Origin of the sequence: Clostridium sp. (genome assembly GCF_034179595.1) — a bacterium.
Classification (GTDB): Bacteria; Bacillota; Clostridia; order Clostridiales; family Clostridiaceae; genus Clostridium.
In genome coordinates this window covers 25,650-38,317 of record NZ_JAXFPT010000045.1, presented here as the reverse complement: position 1 = coordinate 38,317, position 12,668 = coordinate 25,650, and the positions used below count along the sequence as shown (strand labels likewise).

13 protein-coding genes and 1 other RNA gene are annotated in these 12,668 nt (G+C 27.7%); 11 read left to right on the top strand and 3 right to left on the bottom strand.

All coding sequences use genetic code 11. The annotated features are described in order from the left end of the window. Positions 1-16: 16 nt before the first annotated feature. The 6 genes from SPJ33_RS04960 (at position 17) to SPJ33_RS04935 (ending at position 3,351) form a co-directional block, all read left to right on the top strand. Positions 17-811 carry a Nif3-like dinuclear metal center hexameric protein gene (locus SPJ33_RS04960; RefSeq protein WP_321116863.1) on the top strand — a complete coding sequence of 265 codons (795 nt, stop codon included), beginning with the start codon at positions 17-19 and terminating at the stop codon, positions 809-811. Between the two features lie 62 nt (positions 812-873). Next, a complete protein-coding gene (locus SPJ33_RS04955; protein ID WP_321116862.1) occupies positions 874-1,080 on the top strand; it encodes a hypothetical protein in 207 nt (68 codons plus the stop codon). Between the two features lie 49 nt (positions 1,081-1,129). After that, positions 1,130-1,472: RNase P RNA component class A (rnpB, locus tag SPJ33_RS04950), an RNA gene on the top strand. Positions 1,473-1,668: 196 nt separating this feature from the next. After that, on the top strand, positions 1,669-1,929 hold the full coding sequence (locus SPJ33_RS04945; protein WP_321116861.1) for an N-acetylmuramoyl-L-alanine amidase: 261 nt from the start codon (positions 1,669-1,671) through the stop codon (positions 1,927-1,929). Further along, positions 1,904-2,425 carry a peptidoglycan-binding domain-containing protein gene (locus SPJ33_RS04940; RefSeq protein WP_321116860.1) on the top strand — a complete coding sequence of 174 codons (522 nt, stop codon included), beginning with the start codon at positions 1,904-1,906 and terminating at the stop codon, positions 2,423-2,425. Before SPJ33_RS04945 ends, SPJ33_RS04940 begins: the two co-directional genes overlap by 26 nt. Before the next feature lie 155 nt (positions 2,426-2,580). Continuing rightward, entirely contained in the window at positions 2,581-3,351 is a 771-nt protein-coding gene (locus SPJ33_RS04935) for a formate/nitrite transporter family protein (RefSeq protein WP_321116859.1), read from the top strand. Between the two features lie 76 nt (positions 3,352-3,427). Here the strand turns inward: SPJ33_RS04935 and SPJ33_RS04930 are convergent, their stop codons facing one another. After that, positions 3,428-4,732, bottom strand: coding sequence for a 3D domain-containing protein (locus SPJ33_RS04930; protein ID WP_321116858.1), 1,305 nt, complete (start codon positions 4,730-4,732; stop codon positions 3,428-3,430). Between the two features lie 639 nt (positions 4,733-5,371). On the opposite strand from SPJ33_RS04930, the gene SPJ33_RS04925 reads away from it, so the two are divergent. Genes SPJ33_RS04925 through SPJ33_RS04915 form a run of 3 tightly spaced genes read left to right on the top strand, consistent with a single transcriptional unit; the run spans position 5,372 to position 9,099 of the window. Continuing rightward, entirely contained in the window at positions 5,372-7,447 is a 2,076-nt protein-coding gene (locus tag SPJ33_RS04925; RefSeq protein WP_321116857.1) for a molybdopterin oxidoreductase family protein, read from the top strand. A gap of 15 nt (positions 7,448-7,462) precedes the next feature. Then, the gene (locus SPJ33_RS04920) at positions 7,463-7,876 is read left to right on the top strand and encodes a 4Fe-4S dicluster domain-containing protein (protein ID WP_321116856.1); all 414 of its coding nucleotides are present in this window, start codon (positions 7,463-7,465) and stop codon (positions 7,874-7,876) included. After that, positions 7,876-9,099 (top strand): NAD(P)/FAD-dependent oxidoreductase, encoded by a 1,224-nt coding sequence (locus SPJ33_RS04915; protein WP_321116855.1) that lies wholly within the window; start codon positions 7,876-7,878, stop codon positions 9,097-9,099. Before SPJ33_RS04920 ends, SPJ33_RS04915 begins: the two co-directional genes overlap by 1 nt. Before the next feature lie 45 nt (positions 9,100-9,144). Here the strand turns inward: SPJ33_RS04915 and SPJ33_RS04910 are convergent, their stop codons facing one another. After that, positions 9,145-10,002: a 50S ribosomal protein L11 methyltransferase gene (locus SPJ33_RS04910; protein WP_321116854.1), complete on the bottom strand. Its 858-nt coding sequence runs from the start codon at positions 10,000-10,002 to the stop codon at positions 9,145-9,147. Between the two features lie 109 nt (positions 10,003-10,111). On the opposite strand from SPJ33_RS04910, the gene SPJ33_RS04905 reads away from it, so the two are divergent. Then, positions 10,112-10,975 (top strand): TraX family protein, encoded by an 864-nt coding sequence (locus tag SPJ33_RS04905; protein ID WP_321116853.1) that lies wholly within the window; start codon positions 10,112-10,114, stop codon positions 10,973-10,975. A gap of 176 nt (positions 10,976-11,151) precedes the next feature. Here the strand turns inward: SPJ33_RS04905 and SPJ33_RS04900 are convergent, their stop codons facing one another. Next, a complete protein-coding gene (locus SPJ33_RS04900) occupies positions 11,152-11,520 on the bottom strand; it encodes a DUF1667 domain-containing protein (protein ID WP_321116852.1) in 369 nt (122 codons plus the stop codon). 144 nt (positions 11,521-11,664) lie between these two features. Here SPJ33_RS04900 and SPJ33_RS04895 point away from each other — a divergent pair, with 144 nt between their 5' ends. Then, the gene (locus tag SPJ33_RS04895; RefSeq protein WP_321116851.1) at positions 11,665-12,621 is read left to right on the top strand and encodes a D-2-hydroxyacid dehydrogenase; all 957 of its coding nucleotides are present in this window, start codon (positions 11,665-11,667) and stop codon (positions 12,619-12,621) included. Positions 12,622-12,668 lie beyond the last annotated feature (47 nt).

Below are 12,668 nucleotides of genomic sequence, written 5' to 3'. Positions count from 1 at the left end.
TTGGAGATGAAATTTTATGGGTATAAAGGTTAAAGATATAAGATATGCTATGAATAAAATAGCACCAGAGATTTTAAAAGAAGGTTTTGATAATGTTGGCCTTATGGTTGGAGATGAAGAACAAGATGTAAATAAGGTATTACTAGCCTTAGATTGTACAAATAAGGTCATAGAAGAAGCTAAAGAAAATAAATGTGATATGATAATAACTCATCATCCACTTATATTTAGAAAGCCTAATAGAATTGTAAAAAATGATTTATTAGGAAATAAAATAATTGAACTTATCAAAAATGATATTTCATTATACTCAAGCCACACTAATTTAGATTCAGTAGAAAATGGTATAAATCATACTATTGTTAAAATATTAGGCTTTAACTTTAGTGAAATAATTGAAAAAAATAATACTCAAGGATTTAAAGATGCAGGACTTGGTAGAATAGTTAGATTAGAAAAAGAACTTAGTATTAAAGAAGTTGTAGATTTAGTTAAGAAAAAGCTAAATATAGAGCATTTAAGAATTGTAGAGGGAAAAGATAATATCAAAAATATAGCAATAATAAATGGTAGTGGTCAGGATTTTATAAAAGAAGCAGTAAAAAGAGGTGCCAACTGTATAATAACAGGTGATACAACTTACCATTTTGCATCAGATTATAAAGAATTAGGTATAACTATAATTGATGCAGGACACTTTAATACAGAATGGCTAGTATTTTTAGAAACTATGAAGACATTAAAAGAAAGTTTTAAAGATATAGAATTTATAGATTCTAAAGTAAGTAGTGATCCATATACATTTATTTAAGTAGTAACAAAAAGAAAACTATCACATATATTAAATAATAATAATATTTTATGGATGGTTTTATGAGTAGAAGAAGAGGAAAAGGCGGATTATTTGGTTGTTTTCCGTGGTTACAGAATATAAGAAATTTTGCATGTATAAGATGGTTTACACCCGCTAAATGTTGTGTATGTTTAGCAATGTTTTTTACATTATTATTTCTAGGAGTGGGGTTTACTGGCATAGTAATAATGACGTTATTAGTTATAATATTCATATTAGTTTGCTAAATAAAAAAGTATTTGTATTCTATTAAATTATATGGTATCATAGGTATTGCGAGTAAGACGTGCAATCGCTGCTAGCCTTAGAGCTAGGAGAGGAAAGTCGGAGCTCCACAGGGCAGGGTGCTGGCTAACGGCCAGTCGAGGCGACTCGAAGGATAGTGCAACAGAAATATACCGCCTAAGTTTTTAGGTAAGGATGGAAAGGCGAGGTAAGAGCTCACCAGCATAATGGAGACATTATGGCTATGTAAACCCCACCTGGAGCAAGACCGAGAAAGAAGCATAATGGGGCTGCCCGTCCCGCTTCGTGGTGTGTCGCTTGAGTTTGCTAGCAATAGTAAACCTAGATAGATGATTGCTTAATACAGAACTCCGCTTATGTCTTGTCTCGTATATGTTTGAATACTAAGGTTGAATAAGATAAAAACAATTATCTTATTCAACCTTTTTTGTTTTATATAAAAATAAAATTTTAAAAATATTCTCTAAAAATAATTTTTATAATCACATTTAATTACAAAATATATGTAAATTGAATATTTATATAATAGTAGATAATTTACTAAAGCTAATAAAAAGGAGAGGATATAGATGAAAATAGCAATAAGGGCTGGACATAATTTTAGTGTTCCAGGGGCAAAGGGCATAATAGAAGAAACTAAAGAAGCTAGATATATAAAGAATTCTGTTATAAAATATTTAAAACTAGGTGGAGCACAAGTTATTGATGTTACTCCAGATGATTCTTATAATTCAGTAAGTAGTGATTTAATATATGGAGTTAATGAGGCTAATAGAGTTAAAGTAGACTTATTTGTAAGTTGCCATGATTATAGAAGTTTGCTTTGTTGAAGCTACAAAAGATGTTGAATTATATAAAAAACTTGGTGCTGATAAAATAGGGAAAGCTATAGCAGAAGGTATATTAAATAAGAATATAGATATAAATATAGAAGATGAAAATACAAGTAATGAATCAGATGATGGAGTTAAAGAGCATGAAAATAATAAACAAGAATTATGGGAAAAAAGCATTAGTGGTTACGAAGTAGAGTGTTTGCAAAGAGAATTAAATAAACAATTTGATGCTAGATTGAAAGTTGATGGTTATTTTGGTGAGAAGACTTTAAATGCATGCGTTATCATAAAAAATGGAGCAAGAGGAAATTTGACAAAATTAATTCAAGAAAGATTAATTAATAAAGGGTATAATTTATCACCATATGGAGCTGATGGAGTTTTTGGGATAGTTACAGTCAATGAAATTAAAAAATTACAAGAGGATGTAGGAGTAACCGTAGATGGAATAGTTACAAAAAATACGTGGAAGGCATTATATGCTAAATAAATACTAATCGTTTAAAAGGATATTCATATATTTTGAATATCCTTTTTTAAAATATGTAAAGAAAATATTAAAAACGTGATAATTATCACAGAAATATATAACATATTGTTATATATTTAACAATATAAGAGAGATAAAAAAGGAGAGAGAACGATATGTTTAAAGAAGAATTAAAAGCTGTATCAAATGCTGGTAAAAGTAAGGTTAGCTTATTAAAAGAAAATAAATTAGGGTATATGATTAGTGCTATTTTAGCTGGATTATATGTAGGTTTTGGAATCATGTTAATATTTTCAATTGGAGGAATTTTAACAAGTGCTGGATCACCTATGACTAAAATTGTTATGGGAGCTGCATTTGGTGTTGCACTTAGCTTAGTAATTTTTGCGGGAGCTGAATTATTTACAGGGAATAATTTTGTGATGACAGTTGCCTCATTAAGTGGGGAAATATCTTGGATAGATACAATAAAGGTCTGGATAGCAGCATTTATAGGAAATTTAATGGGTTCAGCAATTGGTGCTTTTGCATTTGTTATTGCAGGTCTTGCAACAGGACCAATTGGAGAATTTATTGCTAAGACAAGCCTTACTAAAATGACAATGGGAGCTCCACAATTATTTGTTAGGGGAATATTATGTAATATATTAGTATGTTTAGCTATATGGTGTTCAATTAAGCTTAAAAGTGAATCAGGAAAACTTATAATGGTATTTTGGTGCTTATTTGTATTTATAACAGCAGGATTTGAACATAGTATTGCAAATATGACACTTTTAACTATAGGATTATTATCACCACAAGGTATGGCAATTACAATTGGAGGATTTGTTTATAATATAGTAATTGTAACTTTAGGTAATTTAGTTGGAGGGGTATTATTAGCACTTTGCTATAATATAATTTCAAAAAATAAGAACAAATAATAAGAACAAATAATAAGAATAAATAATTTTAAAGTTAAAAAGAGAAATTCAAAATATTTTGAATTTCTCTTTTTTATTACCATTCTCCTGGATAAGCTAAAATTGTAACTGTAACTGGTCTTCTACCAAATTGAAGACATTCTGATTCAGAGTTCATAAATAAGTCTATTTTATTTCCTTTAATAGCACCACCTGTATCAGATGCTATTGCAACGCCATATCCTTCTACATAAACCTTACTACCTAGTGGAATTACACTACTATCTACAGCAACTGTACTTATTCCATTAGGTTCTCTAACTGGTCTAAGTCCCATTGCAGTTGTATTATGTCCAGAATATGCAGTAGCTTCCATAGTAAATGTTTTTTTACCTGAAGTATTACTGTTTGAACTATTTGTGTTATTTGAACTACTACTATTACTGCTTGAGCTATTATTGCTGCTATTTGAGTTACTATTTGAACTATTGCTGTTGTTATTTTTGTTAGAATTATTTTGAGCTTCTCTTTCAGCCTTTTCTCTAGCTTCTCTTTCAGCCTTTTCTTTAGCAACTCTTTCTTCATCTTTCTTTTTATTAATTAAGTCATTTCCTTTTGAAATATAGGAATTAGCCTTGTCCTTAACAGATGAAGTAGAAATTTGAGGTAATAATTCTTTTAATGTTGTTACAGCATTTTGTAAATCATTGATTGATGATGAAGAAGAACTAATAACATTTACAGGATAATTAATAAGTTTTTCTTCATTTTCTTTTATAACTGCTTGAACTTTTGATTTTTCTTTATCAAATTTAGCTTTAGATTTTTTTAAATCATTTTGTTTTGCGACAACGGTTTTTAAATTTTCGTTGTTTTCATCATTAAGTTTAACAATTTCTTCTTTTTTAGCAACTAAGTTTTTAGCATCATTTTTTAATGACGCTGAATTATCTTTTAATTGAGTTATCATAATATTATCTGCATCTACTATTTTGCTTATAGTATTGATTCTTTCAATTAAGTCTCCAAGACCTTCTGATTCAAATATAAAAGCAACATAAGAAGATAAAGAGTAATTACCACTTTTATAAACAGCTCTTAGTCTGTTTGATAACACAGCTTGTCCTTCATCTATTTGCTTTTCAGTTGATTTTATTTTAAGTTGAGTAGTATCAATTTCTTTTTCAACTGAGCTTATTCTATCTTTATTAGTTTTTATTTTATTATTAAGTGCATTAATTTCTGAATCTAGTTCTGATATTTTATCATCTAAATTTTTAATTTGATCACTTATTTGGTTATATTTAACCTTACTGTCAGATAGAGTATCTGCAAAAGATGGTAATGTCGTACTAGACATTAACGTAAAAGCAGTTAAAAAACATATCAAAATTTTTTTCATATAAAGACCTCCTTTTTTAGAAGAAAATATTGATAGTGGTCATTTAGCGTTTATTATAGTATATCATAACAAACAGAATACAGGAAAGAAAAGTGTGGATTTATAAAAAAATATCAATAAATTATTAAAAAAAGTTATAAATTATAAATAAATCATAGAAAAAATTAATAGGGTTACACAAATGTAAGGAAAAGGAAAAATAAATTTTAAGAATAATTCCATAAAAATATAAAAACAATTATATAATTTTAATAAAAAAATAATATAAATATGTAGATTAACAAAAATATATATTTAGAAATATATTTTAGATTTTAATGATAAAAATTTAACAAATATTAGGTAAAATAAATATTTTACTAAAAAGTATGAAAATTCAAATAATATATATTTTTAATGAATATATAAACATTTTGTGATTTTCTGGATGAAAATATTAAAAATTAAAGCTAGATAAAATATAGAAAAAAGTTGCAATAAATATAAATTCATTATAAAAAGTTCATAAAATATTAAAATTTATGAAAAATCTCCTAAACTCAAGAAGTGTGATTTTTATCACAGTAATTACTATATTACTATGATAAAAATCAAAAACTGACAAAAAATTAACGAAACAAAGAAAATGGAGTGAAGTTTATGGAGAAAAAGCAAACAACTTGTAATTTCTGTGGTCTTGCTTGTAATATGGATTTTTATGTTGAAGATAATAAAATTATAAAAGTAATGCCTACAGCTGATTATCCAGTTAATAAAGGATTCTCATGTATAAAAGGGGTAAATTTAGATAAACAAAATACAAAATTTAAAAGACCTAACCTTCCATTATTAAGAGATAAAAATGGAGAGATGAAGCAAATAAAGTGGGATGAAGCTTTTAAAACATTTGCTGATAAAATAAAAGAATCTCAAGAAAAGTATGGAAAAGAAAGTGTAGCTTTCATAAGTACAGGACAATTAGTTACAGAAGAAATGGCACTTTTAGCACATATAGTAAGAGATTACTTGCAAGCTAATGGGGATGGAAATACAAGACTTTGCATGGCAAGTGCAGTAGTTGCTCATAAGCAAGCTTTTGGTTTTGATGCGCCACCATATACATTAAAGGATGCAGAACTTTCAGATACAATAATTTTGATTGGTTCAAATGCAGTAGTAGCTCATCCTATTTTCTGGGGAAAAGTAAAAGAAAATAAAAATGCTAAAAAGATAGTAATAGATCCAAAAAGAACAGAAACTGCATTAAATGCTGATGAGTGGATAGATATAAAGCCTAAATCTGATTTAACACTTCTTTATACATTAGCAAATGTTCTTATAGAGAAAAATTGGATAAATCAAGAATATATAGATAATTACACTGATAATTTCGATGAATTTAAAGAACATGTTAAAAAGTTTACTTTAGAAGATGTTGAAGAAAAGACAGGAATATCAAAACAAAGAGTGATAGACCTTGCAACTACAATCCATAGTGGAAAGAGAGTATCTTTCTGGTGGACAATGGGAGTTAACCAAGGTTATGAAGCAGTTAGAACAGCTCAAGCTATCATAAACTTAGCTCTTATGACAGGAAATATAGGAAGACCAGGTACAGGTGCTAATTCATTAACAGGACAATGTAATGCTATGGGTTCTAGAGTATTTAGTAATCAAACAGCACTTTATGGTGGTGCAGATTATGCTGATATGGATCAAAGAGAAAGAGTTGCTAAGATTATGGGAATGGATCAGTCAATGCTTCCTCAAAAACCAACTATTCCATATAATGAAATAATAGAAAAATGTATATCAGGAGAAATAAAGGTTTTATGGATTCTTTGCACTAACCCAAGACATTCATGGGTAAACAATGAACAATTTAAAAAAGCTGCTGAATGTGTTGATTTTCTAGTAGTTCAAGATATATATAGCGATACAGATACTGCACAAATTTGTGATTTAATGTTACCAGCAGTTCCTGCAATTAAAAAAGAAGGATTTATAATAAATACAGAAAGAAGAATATCAGCTGTTAAGCCAATACTACAAAAAGAAGAAAATGAATTAACTGATTTTGAAATTCTTTTAGGAATTGGTGAAGCTTTAGGCATGGGAAGTCAACTTGACAATTGGAGAACTCCAAGACAAGTCTTTGAAATGCTTAAACAATGTACAGAAGGAATGCCTTGTGATATAACAGGAGTAGATTTTGAAATGTTAGAATCTTCAAAAGGAGTTCAATGGCCATTAAAGAAAGGCGAAAGATTAGTTGAAGATGAAAGAAGACTATATGAAGATGGAAAATATTTTACTAAAAATGGAAGAGCTAAGTTTGTGTTTGCAGATATAAGTAAAAATGAAAATGAACCTACTGAAGAATTCCCTTACATATTTAATAGTGGTAGAGGAACAGTTGGACAATGGCATACTCAAACAAGAACAAGAGAATTTAGTGTATCAACTTCAATATATCCAAAAGAATCTTATGTTGAAATAAATTCTAAGTTAGCTAAAAAGCTTAATATAAAAAATGGTGAAAGAATTTTAATTACAAATCAATATGGAAAATCAAGCGAATTTAATGCTGTTATAACAGATAATGTTAAGGAAAATCAATTATATGCTCCAATACATTATATAGAAACAAATGCTTTAACACCATCAATATATGATCCATATTCAAAAGAGCCTTCATTTAAAACTGTAATTGTAAAAATAGATAAGCTAAATTAAGAGGTGTAGAATTAAATGAAAAGAATAAAAATTGATAGAGAAAAATGTGTTGGTTGTCTAACATGTACTACAGCTTGTATAGTAAGTCATGATGGGGAAGAAACTAGAAGCAGAATAACTGTAACAAGTGAAGGAAAGTATACTCCTATTTTCTGTAGGCATTGTACACAACCTGAATGTGTATATACATGTATGACAGGTGCTATGCATAAAGATGAAGAGACTGGCTATGTACTTTATGATAAGGACAGATGTGCTAGCTGTTATATGTGCGTAATGGCATGCCCTTATGGAGTCTTAAAAGAGGATTCAAGAAAACACAAAGAAATAATGAAATGTGATATGTGTGTATCTACTAAAGAAGGTACACCTCAATGTGTTGCTAAATGTCCAATGGGTGCAATTACATTAGAGGAGGTAGATGAGTAATGAGATATATAGTAATAGGTGCTTCAGCGGCTGGGATAAGTGGAGCAAAAACTTTAAGAGAATTAGATAAAGATGCTGAAATAATATTAGTTTCAAAAGATACTCATGTTTATTCAAGATGTATATTACATCACTATATAAGTGGACATAGAACAGTAGAAAAGTTAGACTTTACTACAGAAAATTTCTTTGAAACAAATAATATAAAGTGGCTTAAAGGATTAGAAGTTGTAGAAGTTAATTCTAGAGAACATACAATAAAATTATCAAATGAAGAAACTTTAAATTATGATAAACTTTTAATCTGTAGTGGAGCATCATCATTTATACCACCAGTAGAAAATTTAAGAGCAGCTAATAATGTAATAGGTCTTAGAAACTTAGATGATGCGGAAAAGATAAAAGAACTTTCTAAAACTATAAAAAGTGCTGTAGTTTTAGGTGCTGGTTTAGTTGGAATTGATGCTATATCAGGACTTTTAGGTAAAGGAATAGATGTAAGTTTAGTTGAAATGGGAACTAGAGTTTTACCAATTCAATTAGATGAATATGCATCAGATGTTTATAAGAAAAAATTTAGCGAACATGGTGTTAACTTAAAGCTAGGAGTTGCTGCACAAAAGATAATAGTTGATGAAAATAATAATCCAAAATCTCTAGTTTTAAATACAGGAGAAGAGGTTCCATGTGAACTTGTAATTGTAGCAACAGGTGTTAGATCAAATGTTTCATTCTTAAAAGATAGTGGAGTTGAAACTGATAGATTTGGCCTTATAATAAACGAAAAAGGCGAAACTAATGCTAGAGATGTATATGGTGCTGGAGATGTAACAGGAAGAAATCCTATATGGCCAACTGCTGTAAAAGAAGGTATTATAGCAGCAAATAATATGACTGGCAATGAAATATTTATGGAAGATTTCTTTGCAAGTAAAAACACTATGAACTTTGTTGGAGTTCCAACTATGTCATTAGGAAATGCAAATCTTTCAGGTGATGATTATATAGTAGAAGTCCAAAAAGATGAAAATAATTATAAAAAGATAATCCATAAAAACGGAAAAATATATGGTGCAATAATACAAGGTGATTTATCTTATGTAGGAGTTTTAACTCAACTTATAAAAGAAAAGATAGATGTATCAAGAGTTAAAAAGCCATTATTTGATATAGATTATGCAGACTTCTTTAATATAAAAGAAAATTTAGAGTTTACTTATTAAATTTAAAGTAAAAAGAAAAGAGGATTTTTAAAATCCTCTTTTTTATTAATTAAATATAGCAGTGCACCATTCATTTGTTTGATGTTTTTCAATCATTTTAAAACCATAAGATTCAACCATATTTTTTACAGAATCAAAACTCCATTCAACTAAACCAGATATTAAAAGTTTACCATCTTTTTTTAGATGTTTTTTGATAAGTGGCATAAACATTTCTGTTTCTTCTCCACCTATATTTATATATATCCAGTCAAATTCTCCACTTATACTAACATCATTAGATAAAGCATCACCAACTAAAACATCGATATTATTAATATTATTTAATGATGCATTAAGTAATACTTCATCTTTAACATCTCTAATATCAAGTGCTATGACGTTAGATGCATTTTTAATAGAAGTAGCTAAAGATAAAATACCAGAACCAGTTCCAATATCTAATACTCTCTTATTGGTGAAATCTTTTGAAAGTATTATTGATAACAAATCTTTAGTTGTTTCATGTAGTCCAGTACCAAAGGCCCCTTGAGATATAAAGTTTATTTTTTTCTTTCCTTCTACTTCTTCATCAGGAGATGCTAATACCCATTCATCATTTATATGTATAGCTGGAATTGAAAATTCTTCATATTCATAATTTACTTCTTCAATATTATCCTCTTTTTTACCTACTATGTCTGAAACTAATTTCTTAAAGTCTTCAAAATTATTAAGATCTTCATCATAAGTAACTTTAAGGATTATTTCTTCATCTTCTTTTTCAATATAACCATAACCAAATTCATCAGTGGTTATTTCAAGTGGATTTTCATAGAAGACATTAAATATATCGTTTATTTGCAAATTAGTTATTATGTTATCAACTTCTTTATAATCAACTTTATATGATAAAATATACATTTTTTCACCTCTTTATATTATATATTTAGATATTATTACAAAAGGCTTTTAATGTAAAGTTTAAAGAGGTATAATTTATTAATATAAAAGTTAGAACTAAGGAGGAATAATGGATAGATTTAAATTAAAAATATTAATGATTTTATTTATGCTACTTGATCACATTGCTGTATTTTTTAATGGCGCACCATTTTGGTTTCATTATGTTGGTAGAGTAGTAATGCCTGTATTTTTTTATCTTTTAGTTGAGGGATATTTTAAAACATCATCAAAGGCTAATTATTTAAAGAGATTATTAGTTGCATCAGAGATTATGTTTTTAGGAAATATAATTATTTCTCTAGCATTGTTAAGAGGGGTAGATGGAAGTCATTTAGCTTATAGTGATTTTAAATTTACATCTTATCTATGTGTTATAGGAATAATAATAGTTGGAATAATAATCATGTATTTATCACTTAAAGATAAGTTTATATCAGATAAGAAAGCATGTATATATATTTTCCTTATGATAGCATCAAGGGGGATATTAATGCATGTATTTGATTCAAAGCTAAATATGCTACAAAATAATATATTTATATCATTAGTAGCTGGATTTATAATGTTAAATGGAATGAGTAAGTTTAGAACAAAAGATTATAAGTCAGCTTTTGTTAAAACTATAGTAGCTGTTTCCTTAGGGATAGCAAGTGAATCTTTAATAATAGGTCCTGTATTTGTGTTTATATTTTATAAGTGCTTTAACAATAGAAGAGATATGTATATTGCAATCATTGTTTTTTCAGCATTATTTTTACCAGGATTTAATATACATGCGATGTTAACTTATCCTTTATGGATGATGGTATTTTCAATACCGTTTATTTATATATATAATGGAAAAAAAGGCAGGGATTTAAGATGGTTATTTTATGTCTTCTATCCTGTGCACTTATGGATAATTTTCATTGTTTCTAATTATATAAGATAAATTTATAAAATAAAAAATCCAGTAATAAAAGCGTAGCTCTTTTATACTGGATTTTTTTGTGATAAATCTTAGATTATTAGAAGTGAATCTTCTATCTCTAGAGAGGTATTGTTATTACATTATACGTTTGTAGTAAGAAAAGTATTACAAAAATTTATATATTTTTTGAAAAAATTTTATGATGAAACTTCTACGCTTTTAGTTGCTATTATATTGATGCCTGTATTACATATATTTTCTTTTATTATGTCACCTGTATTAATTGGTGCATTTACTCTTAAGTCTTTAAGCTCCTTTAATATATTGCAAATGAGTGATTTCGGAACGTCAATTTCGCTTTTTACAGGCACTGTTTTACTAGTTCCATTATCAACACATATTACAGTTGTAATTACTCTAGATGGGACTATACATTCTTTTTTAGCATAATAGATACCGTTTTTGCATTTATTTCCGCTTACTGATACGATTTTAGAATTGTCAATATTTATAGTAAGGTTACAAGAATGATCACAAGCTAAACATACTAAATTCATGTCATTCATATATAAAACTCCTTTCATTTTTAGTATCTATTATTATTTTTGTCAAATATTTTAAATAATACACATTGTTATCATAAAATACAAAAAATTATTAGATATATATGATAAAATAAATTTAGGTAAATATGAAGGAGTGATACTATTATGAAAAAACTAGTTGTTTTAGATGGCAAAACATTAGGTGATGTAAATTATGATTTATTAAAAGAATTTGGAGAATGCATAGTTTATGATATGACTAACAAAGAAGAGGTAGTAGATAGAATAAAAGATGCTAATATAGTTTTAACTAATAAAGTTATATTAAATGAAGATAATTTAAAACATGCTAAAAACTTAGAATTAATATGTGAAATGGCAACAGGATTTAATAATATTGATATCGAATATGCAAAGAAAAATGGTATAGCAGTTACAAATGTTGCAGGATATTCAACTAACACTGTAGTTCAACATACTTTTGCTACGTTATTACACTTATATGATAAGATAAGTTATTATGATAATTTTGTTAAATCAGGAGAATATTCAAATTCTCATATGTTTACTAATTTAGATAGACCATTTAATGAGCTTATGGGTAAAACTTGGGGTATTGTAGGTCTTGGATCTATAGGAAGAGGAGTTGCAAAGGTATGTGAAGCATTTGGTGTAAATGTAATCTACTATTCAACTTCAGGAAAAAACAATAATTCAGATTATAGAAGAGTTAATCTAGAAGAATTATTAAAAGAATCAGATATAATATCAATACATGCACCATTAAATGATAATACAAAAGGCTTAATTAATTATGAAACTTTATGCCAAATGAAAAAAGAAGCTGTAATAGTAAATATGGGAAGAGGTCCAATTATTGTAGACGAAGATTTAGCAAAGGCAATAGATGAAGAAAAAATATCAGGTGCAGCACTTGATGTATTTTCAGTAGAGCCTATACAAAAGGAAAACCCATTATTATCAGTTAAAAATAAAGATAGATTAGTTTTAACACCACATATAGCTTGGGCAAGTATTGAAGCTAGAAATAGATTGTTTAATGATTTATTAGAAAACATAAGAGCATATAATAAAGGCGAAAAAAGAAATAGAGTAGAATAATTACAAAGAAAAGCTTAATACTATTTTAAAATAGTATTAAGCTTTTT